Consider the following 16,591-nt stretch of genomic DNA (forward strand, 5'->3'; position numbering starts at 1 on the left):
TGCTAGCTACACCGGTTCGGGAATTGGTTGCGGAATTGGTGCAGGTACGGGTTGGGGAATTGGTGCGGGTACGGGTTCTGGTGCTGGCGATGGAATTGGCTGCGGTACTGGACTCGGTACGGGTTCCGGTGCTGGTGAGGGAGTTGGTTCTGGAGTCGGTTGAGGTAGGGGACTTGGTGTCGGATCGGGAATTTGTGGGTCGGGAATATAAATCATAGATGGGTGAAAGTAAATACATTACTCATCTAAGCTAAAGAGCGATCGCCACTTCTGACATCTCCCGAAATGCCTACACCTAGATACTGAAAAAACTAGGCAACTTGCTTGTATGGCAGTCACAAAAATTGCCTAGTTATTCATTTTCCCTCAGACATTATCTTAGATCTCCATTTGTGGAAAATCAGAAAGATTATTCTCTATAAGTCGTGCTACCTACAGTTCGATCGGGGTCGCGATATGCTGTAGGTTCTTTTTTCTTTCTTCCAGCTAGTCCGAGTAAACCAGCTAGACCGAGTAAGCCAAGCCAACCCCAGTTACTATCATCATCGCGATCGTCTACGTCATCGTCAACAACTGTAGGTTGAGTCGTTGTTGTTCCAGAGTCTGGGGTGGTGGTAGTTTGCGCAGATACAGGTAGTGCTGTCAAGCTGAAGGCGAGAACTCCAGCACTAATTATTTTAGAAAGAGCAGCAATTTTCATGGTTATGTTTTCTAGTTGAATTGTTATGCTGCCTACTAATCTATTCAGTAGCAATCTAAACTAAATCGCTCTTAAGCCAGAAAACTCATTTGTTGGTAGATCTAGCTAAAGAAATAGAAAAAACACTTTTCTTAACCAAATTTAACTTTTTGCTTGTAGTTAAATTAACTTCTAATTAGTAGTTTTTCATCGCCCTTTGTATCTCTCTTTGGTCTTGACGGCGCTTTAAATCTTCCCGCTTGTCATGGAGTTTTTTCCCTTTAGCCAGTCCAATACTAATTTTGACTAAGCCGCGTTTGAGATACAGTTTTAGCGGCACTAATGTCAAACCCTGTTGTTCTACCTTACCAATCAGCTTGCGAATTTCCTGCCGATGCAGTAGTAGTTTACGAGTGCGGCGAGGGTCGTGATTAAAATATTGACTGCTGTTAGTATAGGGTGAGATATGAACGTTAATTAGCCATGCCTCTCCGTTACGAATAAGAGCATAGCCATCTTGCAGGTTGACTTTACCTGCACGGATTGACTTGACTTCTGTACCCATGAGTTGCAGTCCTGCCTCATAGGTTTCGAGGATATCGTACAAAAAGCGGGCTTTGCGATTGTCGCTCAATACCTTATAACCGTCGTTGTCGCTCATTGAAGTTTTCTTGCAGTATTCTCGTGCTGCTCTAAAGTACTAAAGTAAGGGGAAAATAAATTATCGACTATTTGCTAAAAGATTTACATCTACCTTGCTAAAAGTTAAGGTATGCTGGCTATTGCGAACTTATCACGTTTCTCGCTATCTTGCCATGCTAAATCGCTACTCTCGAAATTAGAAATACATCTCATTTTCTGAGGTAAAGACACAGAAGACAGAATTATTCCCACGGATGAACTGTTAGAGTTCAGTGAAGATGCCTTGTTTAAACTCTCTCCATAGATTATCTTAGGGACTTTAACCCGTCAAACAAACTTCTAACATCCCTGACTCCTATCTCCTACTGTAGCGATCGCGATGACAATTTTCTATCAAGAGTTGGAATTACTTGCATGGATATGTTTCGGTAGGATAAATAAATCCTCGGTTAATACTGTCACAGTACAGCCAGAAACCGCACCATCTTTACTCAGTGTAGTAACTCCATATTATTCATGCCTCTGACTATTCTTGTTGTTGATGACGATCCTGGGACTCGTCTGGCTATCAGTGATTATCTTGAGATGGCTGGTTACTCAGTCATTACGGCTGCTGATGGGCAACAAGGCTTGGATATGGTCGAGACTTATCGCCCTCATTTGATGGTGACAGATATTGTGATGCCGCGCATGAATGGCTATCAATTGGTACGGAGTGTCAGACAACACCCTTCATTTCGACTGCTGCCAGTCATTTTTTTAACAGAACGTAACAAAACTGAAGAGCGAATTCAAGGCTATCAGTCGGGAGCAGATCTTTACCTACCTAAACCGTTTGAGTTACAAGAACTAGGAGCGGCAATCCGCAATTTGTTGGAGCGATCGCAAATGATCCAATCAGAGTATCGCCTATCGCAGGAAGAAGGCTTGCGTCCCCAGACAACCGCAACGGCGATCGTCGAAAAACTTGATTTTCCCTTCCACCTCACCCAACGCGAGCAGGAGGTGTTAGTCATGCTCACTCACGGTCTTTCCAACGCTCAAATTGGCAGCCAGCTCCACCTCAGTCCCCGCACGGTAGAAAAATACGTTAGCAATCTCCTGCGCAAAACAGAAACCAACAACCGAGCCGAACTCGTCGGTTATGCCATGAAGCATCGGTTGGTTGAATAATGCGTGGTGCGTGGCGCGTGGTGCGTGGTGCGTGGTCACTGATAACTGATAACTGATAGCTGTTCACTGTTCGCTGTCTACAATTTCCTGTTTGACGCGATCGAGCAGTCCGTTACAGGCATCAAGTAGGAGGTCAATTACCTGGTTGAAACCCTCTGCACCACCGTAGTAGGGGTCAGGCACTTCTTTTATGGTATGCGCGGTACAAAAGTCACACATCAAATGCACTTTATCGCGGTATTTACCACTGAAATCTAGCGCCAGAATATCGTAGTAATTTTCTCGATCCATTGCCAAAATTAGATCGAATTCCACCAAATCTGATTTTTGCAACTGGCGCGCTCGACCGCATAGCTGAATTCCCAGCCGATTAGCTGCTGCAAATGTCATGCGACGGTCTGGCGGACTGCCAACATGATAGCCACCCGTACCAGCAGAATCGCAAACAACGCGATCGCTTAACTGATGGCGATCGATCAGATGGTTCATAATATTTTCTGCCGCTGGAGAACGGCAGATATTTCCCAGGCAGACAAAAAGTAACTTATACATACAAATAATTTTTGACAATTGCTTTTTGTCTGTCATTTGTCATTTGCCATCAGCCATTAGTTGTATACAAATGACGAATGACGAATGACGAATGACGAATTTACATTCCTGGCAATTCCAAACCACTAGTTAACTCTTCCATCCGCTCTCGCATGGTAGCAGTAGATTTGTTGTACGCATCTTTCATCGCTGCCAGCACTAAATCGGAAAGGACATCTGCGCCTTCTTGCAGTGCTTCTGGAGCCACTTCTACCCGTCGAGGTTCTTGGTTACCGCTGAGAGACACTTTGACCATACCTCCACCAGCTTCGCCCTGGATCTCCATCATCTCCAATTCTTCTTGAAGCTTTTTCGCACCTTCTTGCACCTGCTGCGCTTTTTTGAAGGCATCTGCGAGTTCCTTCATTTTGCCCAGACCGAAGCCAAATCCTTTTCCTTGTCCTTGTGTCATATGCTAGTTGAGTCGATTTAATCGAAGTTCCATTAAATTATAGATGCGCCGAGAATCGATAAAGGGCAAAGGTGAAGTTGTGATACGTAATTTGTAATTAGGGAGTCGGGAGCGGCACTTTGTAGAGACGTTACATGTAACGTCTCTACAAAGTATCGATAACTGATATAGCCTTTTTCAATTCGATGAAATACAAGATCTGTAGGGGCGCACAGCTGTGCGCCCCTACGAATGTATCGCATCATAACGAGAATCGCTATAACTGATAGCTGGTCACTAATATTAAAATTCTCCAATTGTTTTCACTTCTGGCTCTAGCAGTAGTGACCAACGTTCTTCTACATGATGCTGGACGTAACGAATTAGCTGCCAAATATCGTTAGCTTTCGCACCACCACAGTTGAGAATGAAGTTAGCATGGCGCTGTGCGACCTGAGCTGCACCAATTTGATAGCCCTTCAAGCCTGACTGTTCGATCAACCAGCCAGCGGTGTAGGGTAGGGGGTTACGGAACACGCTACCACAGCTAGGTAGATGATAGGGTTGAGTACGCCGCCTTTGCTCTAGGTGTTCGGTGGTGGCTGCTAGCACTTGTTGCGGATCTGCGCCTGGTTGCAGTTGGAAGATAGCTTGAGTGACGAGGCGCTGGCTGCCTTGCAAAATTGAGGTGCGATAGCTGTAACTTAGTTGGTCTGGAGTAAGGGTTTCTAGCTGCCCAGAGGGAGACAAAACTTGAGCGCTGACTAAAATATCGGCAATGCAGCTTTTGTGCGCTCCTGCATTCATGACCACAGCACCGCCGACACTACCAGGAATTCCAACAGCCCACTCCAGCCCTTGCCAGCCTAATTCTGCCACTTGCCAAGCTACGCGAGGTAAAGGTTCTCCAGCAGCCACGGTCAATTGACCGGTTCCCAGATCGAAGCGGCTGTAGCGCAAATGACGAGTGCCAATGACCAAACCAGTAAGACCGCGATCGCTAACTAATAAATTAGAACCTGCTCCAATTAGTGTCACGGCTAATCCTTCTGAGCGCGACCACTCCAAACTAGCTTGCAATTCTGCTAGATTTTGAGGTGCTACATACCATTGGGCTGGTCCTCCAACCCGAAAGGATGTGAGACTAGCTAGTGGGACTTGAGATTTAATCGCGCATTTTGTTCCAGGCAAGTATATTATCTGGCGATCGCCAGCAGTTTCTGAAATCGGAATTGGATTGGGGTGTTGGGAGGAGTTCATAGTGAGTGATGCGTGGTGTGTGGTTTGTGGTGCGTAGCTAGTGGCGATTGAGAGCTGGATTCTTTTCTAGTCACCAGCCACTAGTCACGCTTTCACCGATAACTGATAACTGATAACTGTCAGCCTTTAGCCTTGATTCTTTCAATTGCATTGGGAATAATTTGATTCAAGTTCCCTGCACCTAAAAATAAAGCTGTGTCTCCAGAACGCAAATTATCTACCAAAAACTCCTCGACAGCAGCAAGTGTAGGTAAATACGTGACTTGAGGATGATGGTTTGCAACCAGTGCTGCTAGTCTCTCGCCGTCAATCTGCCCTGAATTGGACTCGCCTGCGCTATAGATATCCGTGAGAACGACGGCATCGGCATGACTAAAAGATTTAGCAAAGTCTGACAAAAAAGTCAGAGTACGGCTGTAGCGGTGAGGCTGAAAGATCGCCACGACTCTAGTTTGGGGTTTAGCTTGCAACTTCGCAGCCGCCAGGGTTGCCTGGAGTTCGCTGGGGTGGTGCGCGTAGTCGTCGATGAATTGGATGTCATTAACAACACCACGCAGTTCAAATCTACGCCTAGCGCCTTCAAAGGTGGTTAGACTGTCGGCGATCGCCGCAAATTCTACTCCCAGCAGCCGACCGACAGCGATCGCGGCTAAGGCATTACTGAGATTATGTTGTCCTAGCAATGGCAAACGCAACTGCCCTAACTCTTTGCCTCGCTCCCATACCGTGGCGATCGTCCCATCAGCACCGTAAATCACGTTGGATACCGTGTAGTCTGCCGCCATCTCTGGATTGAGGCTGTAGCTAATTGTCGGTTGCAGGCGATCGCGGACTGTTTGGCAATCTATACAACCTACGACATGCTGGCACTGTTGCGCAAAAGTTTGAAAAGTCTTGACTACCTGCTCTAGAGACTTGTAGTGGTCGGGATGGTCGAGTTCGATGTTAGTAACTACGCCAATTTGACAAGCCAATTTGACTAAAGAACCATCCGATTCATCTGCTTCTGCTACTAAATACTGACTGTTACCGAGCCTCGCGTTACCCTCCCATGCTTTTACCTCTCCACCAACGATGATGGTAGGGTCGAGACCAGCTTTGAGTAGCATATACCCGATCGCGCTGCTGGTGGTTGTTTTACCGTGAGTCCCAGCTACGGCAATGCTATAACGCTCTTGAATCAGTGCTGCCAACAAATCGGAACGATGAAAGATCGGACAACCTAAATCTAGCGCTGCTTGATACTCTAAATTACCTGCATGAATTGCCGTCGAACAGATGACTTGTGGTAAGTCGGCAATTTTGCTGTTGGCGATCGCTGGACTAGCTCGTCTTGATGACTTGAGAAATACAGGCGCACTATTACCGCTCACTGCTAAGGCTTGGGGGCTGGCATCGGTCTGAGAGCGAAAAAACTCCAGATTGGATGCATCTTGGCGACTAAAAATATGCGCTCCTAAAGCTGCTAATTTCTCGGTGATATGACTCTCTCGGATATCGGAGCCAGAAACAGGTAAACGACGCTTAGCTAAGATATAAGCAAGAGCAGACATCCCAATACCACCAATACCGACGAAATGGAATGGTTTACCGCTTAAATCGACATAATTAGTCATTTTTACTCCTCACACCTCACCCCAAAGTCCAGTATACAAATGTCACGCGATATCATATCAGGAAATAAATTTTACGGATGGCTCGACTGTTTAAGTTTTTTATATCTGACATCAATTCGCTCTGTCCTCCCCAGGCGATGTTTATTTACAGGAATTTACGTACTTAGCTAATAGAGTTTAATTTTTATTTTGAGAAAGTATTTTATTTGGCAGAGATTTTAGTTTTTTTTCTGAAAAAAAGCACCCAAATGCTGAATGTCATTGGGTGCAGTATAACTAAGTACTGATTAAAACTGACTAAAGCGCGATCGCAAATTATCAGACCATGTGGTGACGAAAAGAATACACTCTTTACGACTTCTGATTCACTAGTACGGGCGCACAGCCGTGCACCCCTACGACTCCCCGATCGCTTAAAAGAAAGCTGGTTGATGGCGAATCAAGTTGAAAAACTCTTCGCGGGTTTTTTGCTCGTCCTGGAATACTCCAAGCATGGCACTCGTAACAGTCCAAGAACCAGGTTTTTGCACCCCACGCATTACCATACACATATGGGTTGCTTCCATAACCACTGCTACGCCTTGAGGGTCTAAAATTTCCTGTACTGCTTCAGCAATTTGGCGCGTCAGTCGTTCTTGTACTTGCAAGCGGCGGGAGTACATCTCGACAATTCGAGCTAGCTTGCTCAGACCCACCACTTTTTGATTGGGAATATAGGCTACGTGCGCTCTACCCATAAAAGGCAGCATATGATGCTCGCACAAGCTGAAAAAGTTGATATCGCGCACGAGTACCATCTCGTTATGACCTTCATCAAAAATGGCTCCGTTGACGAGTTCTTCTAAAGATTGACTGTAGCCACTGGTGAGAAACCGCATGGCTTCCGCAACACGCTTAGGAGTTTTCAACAAACCTTCTCGCTCTGGATCTTCGCCTACACCGATCAAGAGGGCGCGTACAGCCTCCATCATCGACTCGTGGGCTTCTGCTTCGGTAGGAGTCTGTAAGTTTGGTTTTTGACCGTTGTGGGTGTTGCGGTCTGGTCGGGATTGAATCGCCTCCACCAGATCGGAATTCAAAGGCGATGATTGAAAGCGATTGGTAGAACCATTAGAACCGTTAGAAGCAGCAATAGTCATGGTGTATGTCTCAGATAAAGTTTAACAATGGTTATTGGTCATTAGTCATTGGTCATTAGCCATGAGTTAGCAGGAAGTGGAAAGTTAACCAGTGACAACGGGTAGACTGTCCAACTTTGAGAATCTAAAACCACAAGCTATATTTCTAATTGCTTGTGGATATCGTAGACGCTTCGATAGCATTCACTTACAAATGACAAATAACAAATGACTTATAGAGCGCCACCACCGGGCATGAGAGTTAATTCGGCGATCGCGGCTGGTGTTGGTAACAAGGCTGTATGTACGATTGACTGAGCGACAATTTCTGGTGTCAGCATGGCATTACGGTCAAAGTTATGCTGAACTGTTTCGCTGTCCCAAAGTTCTGTATTCACAGCACCAGGACAGATGGTGGTGACGCGAATACCGCGAGCGCTTTCCTCTGCTGCTAGGGTCTTGGATAGGGCAATCAAACCAGCTTTGCTGACGGAATAAGCTCCCCAGTTGGGGAAGGGAGTTTGTCCGGCGATGGAAGCAACGTTAATAATTGTACCGGAGCCGCGCTGGTGCATTGTGGGTAAAACTGCCAAGATGCACCCAAACACGCTAGTTAGGTTTAAATCTATCACTTTTTGCCAGTCAGGCAGAGGCGTAGCACTCAAAGCCCCCGTGTAGCCCATACCTGCACTATTGACCAAAATATCTATAGCTCCACAATCGGCTGCAATCGCAGCCATCTTCTCTGGCACGACATGAACTTGGGCAAGATCCAGGGCGTAAGTTTTTGCTTCTACGCCTGTCTGCCTTGCTGCACTTGCAACTGCCTCTAACTTGTCTAGCGAACGACCAACTAGAGCTAAGTTTACTCCCGTCTTTGCAAAGGCGAGGGCTGTTGCTTTACCAATCCCACTACTAGCACCCGTAATTAGGGCGCGTTTTCCCGTTGTCAATGTCATAAACTCCAACTTAATCGCACCACAAATTGCATGGCTGTTGTACTCATGTCAATCTCTTACCCCTGATAGATGCAATTACCTCTAGATTCAACTTATACTTTACCTGCAAGAATTTTTGTCTCGAACGTTCGGGCAGATGATTAATTCTTTATTCATGTTGGCTATAGCCATTCAATCGCGGATTTATTATGTAAATCTCTAGTAGAGTTGAATAGAACATAGAGATTACCGATCGATTGGCGATCGCCAGCCGTTACGGTAGACATTGCTGCTACCTATTGTCCACTTTGCTTTGTTTTGCCTAGCATGAGACAAAAATGAGAGGTTGTAAAAAATCTTTACACCCCTCGTTGATTATATCACCATCTTTTCCGTCTTCATCTTCTGACAAAACTTAGGAGTCAAATTCGGTAAAAACACCAATTTGACGGAATTTTTGATACCGCAGTTGACGGCGCTGTTGGCTGGTAAGTTGAGTTAATTCTTCTAAATGTTGTAGCAAAGCTTGCTTGAGAGCGATCGCGGCTTTGAGAGGGTCGGAGTGAGCGCCGCCGATTGGCTCTGGTAAGATTTGGTCAACAATACCTAAATTTTGTAAATCGATTGCTGTCATTTTTAATGCCATAGCAGCTTGAGCGGCTTTACTTGCATCTCGCCAAACAATTGCAGCACAAGCCTCGGGGGTGATGACAGTATAAACTGCGTGTTCAAACATGAGCAGGCGTTCGCCGACACCAATACCCAAAGCACCACCAGAAAAAGCTTCACCAATTGCGGTACAAATAATCGGTACGTCGAGGCTAAACATTTCGCGTAAATTATAGGCGATCGCTTCCCCAATTCCTTGTTCTTCAGCTGCGACTGTGGGTAAAGCCCCTGGAGTATCAATAAAAGTTAAAATTGGCATTCCAAAGCGGTTGGCGTGTTCCATCAACCGCATAGCCTTGCGATAGCCACCAGGGGAAGCCATCCCAAAATTACGGGCAATATTATCTTTTGTATCGCGTCCTTTCTGATTGCCTAAGATGACGACTGGTCGCCCTGCAAGGCGCGCAACGCCACCAACTATAGCAGAATCATCGCTTCCACGGCGATCGCCGTGTAACTCCATCCATTCGTCGCTAATAGCTTGAATGTAATCCAAGGTGCTGGGACGACGGGGATGCCTTGCTAATTGTAATTTTTGCGACGGCGATAAACTATTAAAAATCTCCTGGCGCAATTGGCGGGCGCGGGCTTCTAGTCGGCGAATCTCTTCCGACACGTCAACGCCATTTTCTGTTGCTAGCTCTCGAATTTGGTCGATGCGCGACTCCAAATCAACTAGTGGCTTTTCAAAATCTAACAGTAGAGTTTTGCGTTCGGTTGTTGCCATCTCGGAAGTGAGTAGTGAGTAGCGAGGGGTGGGGTAGTGAGTAGCGAGGGGTGGGGAGTGGTGAGTCAGTTGTCAGTTATCAGTTATCGGTGACCAGTTAGTTTTGACTTCTGACTTCTGTTTTCTGACTCCTCAGTTTTGACTTTTGACTTTTAACTTTTGACTTACTCTTCAATCCCTTAAACTGGTGAATTCTCAAACAGTAGAGGGCGAAAGCCGTGTTTGCGAGACATTTGACCAATTTGATCCATCTTTGCCACAGTAATTTGGTTGCGTCCCCAAGAAAAGTTAGTGTAGACCTTTTCAAATTCCAGTAGCATTGATTCAGCAAAGCAGGCAAACAACTGACGAGCTGGTACATCCATGAAGTTAACAATCTTCATAATTTTCCAGTCGATATCCAAAGAGTGTTCGACAATGCCACCGTTGAGAATATAAACCCCTGGATGTTGAATTTTTGTTGCCAGATTTTTAGGATAACCACCATCAATCATCAAACAGGGGTGTTTTAACATTTGGGCATCGATTTCAATTCCCTTGGGCATACTTGCCACCCAGACGACGATATCTGCTTGCGGTAGGGCAGTTTCCAAGTCTAAGATTTTACCTCGTCCTAACTCTGCCTGTAATGCTTGTAGGCGCTCTTGATTGCGGGCAATTAGTAATAAATCTGCTACGTCGGTACGAGCATTTAACCAGCGACAAACTGCACTACCAATGTCACCGCTAGCACCGCAAACGGCAACAGTAGCTCGATTGAGGTCAATACCCAACTGCTTTGCTGCTTGCTCCACCTGCTGACAGATAATGTACGCAGTATGAGTGTTCCCCGTCGTGAACTGCTCGAATTTCAGTTGTACGTTACGGACTTGTTTGATCTGCTGCAAGTTAAAGTTTTCAAAAATAATCGAAGAAAAGCCGCCCAAAGCTGTAATGTCAATCCCATGCTTTTGAGCGTGCGCCATTGCGTTGATGATTTTTCGCGTTGCAGCTTTAATCCGCCGCGTAGCAAGCATTTCTGGCAGAAAGCAAGATTCGACATACTTGCCCTCGATTTGCTGTCCAGTAACGCTAGTAACTTTGATATCATCGACTATCTGTGGTGGTGCGCTGCACCAGAAATCAAGTCCTTGATCGGCATATTCGGGGTAGCCTAATTCTTGTGCTACCGATTGTGCGTGTTCCAGACTGTTTAAGTGACCGATTAGACCAAACATGTATTACGGATGTCAAACTGGTAGCTCTGACAAAGCAGAGCGGGTGGATGAGAATTTTTGTATCTTTAATCTTAAAAATACTACATAAAGTCAGTTACCAGTTATCAGTTACCAGTTACCAGTTATTAGTTATCAGTTACCCAGATTTCTTTGTTACGGTCACTGGTCGCTGTTCGCTGGTCACTGGTTACTGGTTACTGGTCACTGTTTCAAGCGGCTTGTAGTCCGTAGGCGGATAGACGCATGATGTCACGGGTGGAGAAGCCAATATTGGCAAGGGTTTCACCGTATTGGATCATGAAGTCTTCCACCAAAGCATCTTTTTCCATGCCTAAAACCCGAGCATCATCCTCGACTTTATTCAGCATTTGCCAGACAATCGGGAGATTTTGGCGATTGGCTGCTTCTAGTTCGGCTTTGGACTGTTCAAAGTTGTCTTTCAGCCAAACTTCGCCGAAATTGAGGTGAGTATACTCGTCTTTGACAACGCCCTCGGTAATTTTACGGGCGAAGTCATCGGCACAGGGAATGTAGATGTTGTAAGCCGCGATCGCAAAACACTCAATAATCAGCGATTGGATTAACAAGCACGTCACGACTTGTCCTGCTGATGCTGCTTGTTGAAAGTTTTGATGCAGCCCAGAAAAGAACTCGCGAGCAAATTGCATATCCGGTGTAACTTGGAGATTGCGCCCGCAGGCTTCAAACCCTTTTTTGTGGCGGTTCTCCATTTTAGATAGGCGAATCAGCTCATCCTTGAGGTTCGGTAGCATTTGAGCCAAACGAATATAGTTTTCGTAGGCTTCTTGTTCCCCTTCGATCACGATCGCGTTAATGCGACTGTATGCGTCCTTATAGGTTTCGCTGTGGAAATCGATTTCGGAGGTGGCAGCAACTTGCTGCATAGTCGTTCACTCCTATTGGCGTAAATCAGCTTTGTCGATTGCGGTTGACTCTTTAGCTCTATGCATCAGCGTCAACAATAATTAAAATTAAACCTAACAAATCCCAAGGGGATCTGTTATCTATTGCAGCAAAATAGAGTCCATTTGGGAGAATATCACCTCTAGGTATAAAAGCATAGAGGAAAGCGAACAATTCATGCTTCAGAAAGATGTGAATGCCAAACATAAGAATCTCTCTATACCATCTCTTAGTTTTATAGTGCTGATACTGGGAGCGGTAATTGTCTTGCTCCCATTGGGAGTTGTCTTCCTCACATCCTTTGCACCGCCTGGCTCAACACCCGATTTGTTAACGCGATCGGGATGGACTTTGGTAAACTACCAACAAGCATGGCAGCGAGCAAATTTCTTGCTAGCATTTGCTAATTCCACGCTCGTAGCTTTAGCCGTGACTGGAATTCAAATCGTGACTTCAGCTTTAGCGGGTTATGCCTTAGCAAGATTGAAATTCCGAGGACGACAAGCATTACTGCTGGTTGTTTTGGCAACTTTGGTCATTCCATTTCAGTTATTAGTTATTCCTATCTTTCTCGTCCTCAAATGGGGACATTTAATTAATACCTATGGAGCTTTAATTCTACCTACGGCTGTAAATGGTTTTGGCATTTTCTTACTCAGGCAGTATTTTCAAACTATTCCCATAGAGTTAGAAGAAGCAGCAGCGATCGATGGGGCGAACCGCCTGCAAATCTTATGGCGGGTAATGTTGCCTTTATCTCGTCCGGCTTTGGTAACATTATTTTTGTTTACATTTATCGGTGAGTGGAACGATTTATTTAAACCGCTTGTCTTCACAACGCGCCCAGAATTGCGGACGGTTCAATTAGCACTAGCTGAGTTTCAAGAACAATTTACTAATAACTGGTCTTTAATGATGGCAGCAGTCGCGATCGCCACTTTGCCAGTCATATTAATATTTCTCATCGGACAGAAACAATTTATTCAAGGAATCGCAACGACGGGAATCAAAAATTGATGTAGAGATGTTACATGTAACATCTCTACAAAAAATTACTCCTCGGTGATTTGCAAGCGAATCGTGCGTTCGTTATCTCCCCCTAAACTAACTTCCATCACTTCGCCACCGAGGGGTTCGAGACAACTCAAAAGCGATCGCAAGTGGGGAGTACTCGCCCCCGTATCTACATACAGGCGATCGGCTAAACTACCAATCCGCTTCCAAGTACCGTAAAGTTTAGCTATGGTTTGTTCTAACTGCGATGCCTGATTTACCAAGTCAGCCGCGACGTTAATACAGCCTACTCGAATTGCTTCCTGAATCGCCCGTTCTAAGTCTACATCGTCATTGTTTAGGGCTTGGACGGTCGTAGCAGCATTAATATATTTGGACAGGTACTTTGCTTCCGTTGTCACTTCTTTAATTGTGTCTACGTCAGGATTTGCTGCAATTTCCCGCTGTAACTCTTTTTGGTGAGACTCTGGTAATTTTTCCATTTCTTTCACCAGAGGCGCAAGATAGCGGGGCGGAAGCGCGTTTTCTGAAGCTTTCACTTTAACGGGTTCGGGGAGGAGTTCGGACGACATCGCCATCCACTCATCTGATAGCTGACGCACTTCACGACGGGTAATGCGATCGCCTCGTTTCGCTGCATCGGTGACTAATTGTTGAATTTCTGGTTCCGCTTTTGCAGTTTCGATAAACGCTCGTTTACTAAAGCATCTTACGGCATTGGGGTCTAAATGCCCTTGTTCTACTAGCGTATCGGCGCTGTTAGCTAACTCGATTAAGGAGTATGCTTGACTTTTACTAATTTCCCGCGCCTTCAACCAGTTGAGAAAACCACTCCCACGGGCATCTCCTTGTTTTTTCTCGCGATCGCGCACTGCCCTTAAAATTCTGCCCCGCCAGATTTCTGTCTGTAGATCGAAGCGATCGCAAACTAACCAAGCATTGTCTAGCTGCTGCTGAAAATCATGTTCCGAAATTTCTTCGTCTTCAGGATCGGGCAGTTCAAAATTTAGATCGATTGACTCTGCTAAGACAGCAGCTAAGTCGTCAGTAGAATCGGAGGATTGCAGCATGAGAAGGCGAACGATCTGGTCATAGACCGTTTATTATTGCACGACCAGCCAAGCATGAATAGCTCGTATTCCCCTTTCCTTTCATCTGCGTCGCGCTAACTGTTGAAAGGCAAATCAGGACGACGAAACCAGTTTCGATCGACCCATTCAGCTTTGAACTTGCCTCTCGTCAACTTTTCTACCAAATTCGGGGTATGGGGACCTGGCAAAATATTAACCCCCATTCTACTTTTTGCCTTGTAAGCGGGTATAATCGACAACATTATTAATATGGTAGCGATCGCTACTTGTTGTTTTTTGATCATAAAAGTTGACAATATTCATTACTTTATTAAGTTTAAGTATACAGTAAGATTAGCTTTAATAAGTATAAATAAGAACTATTGAATGAATTTTCTACTTAGATGCCAGACAGCATCTATCAGAGGAAACACCTATAGAGACGATGAAGCCTCACATAGAGTTCCTTCAATTGGAATCTATCCAATTCCAGAAAACGATCTATGTTGCCTATCCTCAGAAGATATTTGGAACTCGATAGTTAAGTTGTTGAGGCACGATCGCCGACCTTGTTTTACAACGAACTCTACCAACTAGGCGATGTGCCTGGAGCCAAGATTAGAGAGAATCGAAACCAGGAATTTAGAAAATTGCGATCGCAGCTACTTAACCTACATTAGTAAGCGATCGCGCTAAAACATCGAGCCGAAAAATAGTATGCTTCGATCTGGTAGCTGCCACCGTCACCTAGACTAAAGGCAGCACGTTCACTTGACTGTTATAGGAGGATAGGCTATTGACCGATCGTAACAACCCATCCTCGACCCTGCAAAACTTCTCCCGTAGAGAATTACGCAACCTTGTACGTACTCAACTGCTAGCCCTACTGGAACAGGGAGACTTACAGGGAGCTAAAGCCATTTTGGTTCCGGTACAGCCTGCTGATATCGCCGAAGCCATTGAAGGCTTACCCGAACCAATGCAAGTACTCGCCTTTCGCTTGCTTTCTAAAGGCGAGGCGATCGAAGTTTACGAATATCTCGACCATAGCGTACAAGAAGCACTCGTTCAAGAATTCAAGCGCCAAGACGTGATCGATATCGTGGATAAAATGTCGCCAGACGATCGCGCCCGCTTATTCGACGAACTCCCCGCTAAAATTGTCAATCGCTTGCTAGAACAACTCAGCCCTTCCGAACGGCAAGCCACCGCTTTACTGTTAGGCTACGAAACGGGAACAGCAGGGCGGATCATGACCCCAGAGTTAATCTCTCTGAAAGAGGGAATGACCGTCACGCAAGCCCTGGAACGCATTCGCTATTTAGCTAAAAATACAGAAACTATTTACTACCTTTACGTCACCGATGCAGCGAGAAGGCTGACGGGAACCTTATCTTTACGTGATTTAGTCACTGCCGATCCGCAAGAAACGATTGGCGAAATTATGACCCGCGATGCTATCTGCGTGCATACAGATACCGATCAAGAAGAAGTAGCTAGATTAATTCAGCGTTACGACTTTCTCGCTGTCCCAGTCGTCGATCGCGAACAGCGACTTGTAGGCATCGTTACTGTAGATGACGTAATTGATATTATTCAACAGGAAACAACAGAGGATATCTACGCTTTAGGTGGAGGCGTGCAGTCAGGGGGCGATGGCTATTTTCAAAGTAATTTATTTTCCATTGCTCGCAAGCGAGTTGTTTGGTTATTTGTCTTGCTAATTACAAATACCGTGACAGGCACAATTATCAAAGCTGAAGAAGAGATTTTACAAAAAGTCGTGACACTGGCAGCATTTATCCCACTACTAACGGGGACTGGTGGTAACGTAGGAGCGCAGTCTTCAACTGTCGTGATTCGCGGGATGAATACCGATGAGATTAGGGCGTTAGGACCAGCACAAGTCATTGTCAGAGAAGCACTGGCTGGATTGTTACTCGGTTCTATGTTGGGAACGATCGCTACTATTTGGGCTTTTTTCCTACAAGGAAACTTATCGGTAGCGATCGCCGTGGGAGTTAGTCTTGTCGCAATTTCTGTTTTGGCTTCTGTTTCCGGTTCTGCACTACCATTTTTATTTCGCTTACTAGGCTTAGATCCAGCTTTGATGTCAGCGCCGTTTATCACAACCGCAGTTGACGTATTAGGAGTTTTGATTTATTTCAACTTGGCAAGAGTCATTTTACGGGTCTAAAATTCCCAGTTTCTAACCCCCGCTCACAGTTCCGAAGCACTATCGGGTGCAACAATTTCCCCTTTACCCATTTGAAGAATCATCTCGTCATCGGTAATGAGTTCGCTCAGTTCCTTCACTTGTAAATTCATGCTTTCGCAGGCTTGCTTGAGCGCTTGTGAAAAACCATTTAAATCTTCACCAAAACCGCACTGACGGGCAGCAGTTTCAATTCCCTGCTTAGCGTTTGCTCTCGCACAGTCAACTAATTCAGTACCTTGCAGTGGTGTAGGTGATGCCATATTTTAATTACTACTGTCTCGGTATTTTTTGTTAAAGTAGCAAATCTGTGGATATGGCTGCATCTTTCCTAAGTCAGTTGTTAG

The 16,591-nt window shown here is 45.4% G+C and carries 18 protein-coding genes; 3 read left to right on the forward strand and 15 right to left on the reverse strand.

Annotated elements, in window-relative coordinates; genetic code table 11:
- Positions 1-6: 6 nt before the first annotated feature.
- The 3 genes from DSM107010_RS04475 to smpB form a co-directional block, all read right to left on the reverse strand.
- The gene (locus DSM107010_RS04475; protein WP_106170570.1) at positions 7-216 is read right to left on the reverse strand and encodes a hypothetical protein; all 210 of its coding nucleotides are present in this window, start codon (positions 214-216) and stop codon (positions 7-9) included.
- Positions 217-409: 193 nt separating this feature from the next.
- Positions 410-700, reverse strand: a complete 291-nt coding sequence (locus DSM107010_RS04480; protein ID WP_015153614.1) for a WGxxGxxG family protein — start codon at positions 698-700, stop codon at positions 410-412.
- Between the two features lie 175 nt (positions 701-875).
- Positions 876-1,340 carry an SsrA-binding protein SmpB gene (smpB, locus tag DSM107010_RS04485; protein WP_015153615.1) on the reverse strand — a complete coding sequence of 155 codons (465 nt, stop codon included), beginning with the start codon at positions 1,338-1,340 and terminating at the stop codon, positions 876-878.
- 497 nt (positions 1,341-1,837) lie between these two features.
- Here smpB and DSM107010_RS04490 point away from each other — a divergent pair, with 497 nt between their 5' ends.
- Complete coding sequence (locus DSM107010_RS04490) at positions 1,838-2,494, forward strand: response regulator transcription factor (protein ID WP_015153616.1); 657 nt, start codon at positions 1,838-1,840, stop codon at positions 2,492-2,494.
- Between the two features lie 63 nt (positions 2,495-2,557).
- Here DSM107010_RS04490 and DSM107010_RS04495 read toward each other — a convergent pair whose 3' ends face one another.
- From DSM107010_RS04495 to DSM107010_RS04535, 9 genes are all read right to left on the reverse strand, one after another.
- On the reverse strand, positions 2,558-3,082 hold the full coding sequence (locus DSM107010_RS04495; protein WP_015153617.1) for a low molecular weight protein-tyrosine-phosphatase: 525 nt from the start codon (positions 3,080-3,082) through the stop codon (positions 2,558-2,560).
- A 64-nt stretch (positions 3,083-3,146) separates the two neighbouring features.
- The gene (locus DSM107010_RS04500; RefSeq protein WP_015153618.1) at positions 3,147-3,497 is read right to left on the reverse strand and encodes a YbaB/EbfC family nucleoid-associated protein; all 351 of its coding nucleotides are present in this window, start codon (positions 3,495-3,497) and stop codon (positions 3,147-3,149) included.
- Between the two features lie 282 nt (positions 3,498-3,779).
- Positions 3,780-4,736, reverse strand: a complete 957-nt coding sequence (gene murB, locus DSM107010_RS04505; RefSeq protein WP_015153620.1) for a UDP-N-acetylmuramate dehydrogenase — start codon at positions 4,734-4,736, stop codon at positions 3,780-3,782.
- A gap of 119 nt (positions 4,737-4,855) precedes the next feature.
- Positions 4,856-6,352, reverse strand: coding sequence for a UDP-N-acetylmuramate--L-alanine ligase (gene murC / locus DSM107010_RS04510; RefSeq protein WP_015153621.1), 1,497 nt, complete (start codon positions 6,350-6,352; stop codon positions 4,856-4,858).
- A 413-nt stretch (positions 6,353-6,765) separates the two neighbouring features.
- Positions 6,766-7,491, reverse strand: coding sequence for a GTP cyclohydrolase I FolE (gene folE, locus DSM107010_RS04515; RefSeq protein WP_015153622.1), 726 nt, complete (start codon positions 7,489-7,491; stop codon positions 6,766-6,768).
- A 212-nt stretch (positions 7,492-7,703) separates the two neighbouring features.
- Positions 7,704-8,429, reverse strand: a complete 726-nt coding sequence (locus tag DSM107010_RS04520) for an SDR family oxidoreductase (protein WP_015153623.1) — start codon at positions 8,427-8,429, stop codon at positions 7,704-7,706.
- A gap of 394 nt (positions 8,430-8,823) precedes the next feature.
- Positions 8,824-9,804 (reverse strand): acetyl-CoA carboxylase carboxyltransferase subunit alpha, encoded by a 981-nt coding sequence (locus DSM107010_RS04525; RefSeq protein WP_015153624.1) that lies wholly within the window; start codon positions 9,802-9,804, stop codon positions 8,824-8,826.
- Between the two features lie 179 nt (positions 9,805-9,983).
- On the reverse strand, positions 9,984-11,021 hold the full coding sequence (locus DSM107010_RS04530; protein ID WP_015153625.1) for a long-chain acyl-[acyl-carrier-protein] reductase: 1,038 nt from the start codon (positions 11,019-11,021) through the stop codon (positions 9,984-9,986).
- Positions 11,022-11,230: 209 nt separating this feature from the next.
- Positions 11,231-11,926: an aldehyde oxygenase (deformylating) gene (locus tag DSM107010_RS04535; RefSeq protein ID WP_015153626.1), complete on the reverse strand. Its 696-nt coding sequence runs from the start codon at positions 11,924-11,926 to the stop codon at positions 11,231-11,233.
- Between the two features lie 196 nt (positions 11,927-12,122).
- On the opposite strand from DSM107010_RS04535, the gene DSM107010_RS04540 reads away from it, so the two are divergent.
- A complete protein-coding gene (locus DSM107010_RS04540; protein WP_106166949.1) occupies positions 12,123-12,962 on the forward strand; it encodes a carbohydrate ABC transporter permease in 840 nt (279 codons plus the stop codon).
- Between the two features lie 35 nt (positions 12,963-12,997).
- Here DSM107010_RS04540 and DSM107010_RS04545 read toward each other — a convergent pair whose 3' ends face one another.
- Positions 12,998-14,029: a hypothetical protein gene (locus tag DSM107010_RS04545; protein ID WP_199197420.1), complete on the reverse strand. Its 1,032-nt coding sequence runs from the start codon at positions 14,027-14,029 to the stop codon at positions 12,998-13,000.
- A 95-nt stretch (positions 14,030-14,124) separates the two neighbouring features.
- Complete coding sequence (locus DSM107010_RS04550) at positions 14,125-14,334, reverse strand: hypothetical protein (protein WP_106166948.1); 210 nt, start codon at positions 14,332-14,334, stop codon at positions 14,125-14,127.
- A gap of 491 nt (positions 14,335-14,825) precedes the next feature.
- Between DSM107010_RS04550 and mgtE the strand changes: the two genes are divergently transcribed.
- Entirely contained in the window at positions 14,826-16,226 is a 1,401-nt protein-coding gene (gene mgtE, locus DSM107010_RS04555; RefSeq protein ID WP_106166947.1) for a magnesium transporter, read from the forward strand.
- Between the two features lie 23 nt (positions 16,227-16,249).
- On the opposite strand, the gene DSM107010_RS04560 is transcribed toward mgtE, so the two are convergent.
- A complete protein-coding gene (locus DSM107010_RS04560) occupies positions 16,250-16,507 on the reverse strand; it encodes a hypothetical protein (RefSeq protein ID WP_106166946.1) in 258 nt (85 codons plus the stop codon).
- Positions 16,508-16,591: the final 84 nt, after the last annotated feature.

Origin of the sequence: Chroococcidiopsis cubana SAG 39.79, assembly GCF_003991895.1 — a bacterium.
In the GTDB taxonomy this organism is placed as follows: Bacteria; Cyanobacteriota; Cyanobacteriia; order Cyanobacteriales; family Chroococcidiopsidaceae; genus Chroococcidiopsis; species Chroococcidiopsis thermalis.

What these genes read in the sequence shown, in the direction of transcription:
- folE (WP_015153622.1), bottom strand. Translation starts at nt 7,491, where the DNA reads ATGACTATTGCTGCTTCTAACGGTTCTAATGGTTCTACCAATCGCTTT.
- DSM107010_RS04475 (WP_106170570.1), bottom strand. Translation starts at nt 216, where the DNA reads ATGATTTATATTCCCGACCCACAAATTCCCGATCCGACACCAAGTCCC.
- DSM107010_RS04480 (WP_015153614.1), bottom strand. Translation starts at nt 700, where the DNA reads ATGAAAATTGCTGCTCTTTCTAAAATAATTAGTGCTGGAGTTCTCGCC.
- DSM107010_RS04540 (WP_106166949.1), top strand. Translation starts at nt 12,123, where the DNA reads ATGCTTCAGAAAGATGTGAATGCCAAACATAAGAATCTCTCTATACCA.
- murC (WP_015153621.1), bottom strand. Translation starts at nt 6,352, where the DNA reads ATGACTAATTATGTCGATTTAAGCGGTAAACCATTCCATTTCGTCGGT.
- DSM107010_RS04550 (WP_106166948.1), bottom strand. Translation starts at nt 14,334, where the DNA reads ATGATCAAAAAACAACAAGTAGCGATCGCTACCATATTAATAATGTTG.
- murB (WP_015153620.1), bottom strand. Translation starts at nt 4,736, where the DNA reads ATGAACTCCTCCCAACACCCCAATCCAATTCCGATTTCAGAAACTGCT.
- DSM107010_RS04530 (WP_015153625.1), bottom strand. Translation starts at nt 11,021, where the DNA reads ATGTTTGGTCTAATCGGTCACTTAAACAGTCTGGAACACGCACAATCG.
- DSM107010_RS04545 (WP_199197420.1), bottom strand. Translation starts at nt 14,029, where the DNA reads ATGCTGCAATCCTCCGATTCTACTGACGACTTAGCTGCTGTCTTAGCA.
- DSM107010_RS04500 (WP_015153618.1), bottom strand. Translation starts at nt 3,497, where the DNA reads ATGACACAAGGACAAGGAAAAGGATTTGGCTTCGGTCTGGGCAAAATG.
- smpB (WP_015153615.1), bottom strand. Translation starts at nt 1,340, where the DNA reads ATGAGCGACAACGACGGTTATAAGGTATTGAGCGACAATCGCAAAGCC.
- DSM107010_RS04560 (WP_106166946.1), bottom strand. Translation starts at nt 16,507, where the DNA reads ATGGCATCACCTACACCACTGCAAGGTACTGAATTAGTTGACTGTGCG.
- DSM107010_RS04525 (WP_015153624.1), bottom strand. Translation starts at nt 9,804, where the DNA reads ATGGCAACAACCGAACGCAAAACTCTACTGTTAGATTTTGAAAAGCCA.
- DSM107010_RS04535 (WP_015153626.1), bottom strand. Translation starts at nt 11,926, where the DNA reads ATGCAGCAAGTTGCTGCCACCTCCGAAATCGATTTCCACAGCGAAACC.
- DSM107010_RS04490 (WP_015153616.1), top strand. Translation starts at nt 1,838, where the DNA reads ATGCCTCTGACTATTCTTGTTGTTGATGACGATCCTGGGACTCGTCTG.
- DSM107010_RS04495 (WP_015153617.1), bottom strand. Translation starts at nt 3,082, where the DNA reads ATGACAGACAAAAAGCAATTGTCAAAAATTATTTGTATGTATAAGTTA.
- DSM107010_RS04520 (WP_015153623.1), bottom strand. Translation starts at nt 8,429, where the DNA reads ATGACATTGACAACGGGAAAACGCGCCCTAATTACGGGTGCTAGTAGT.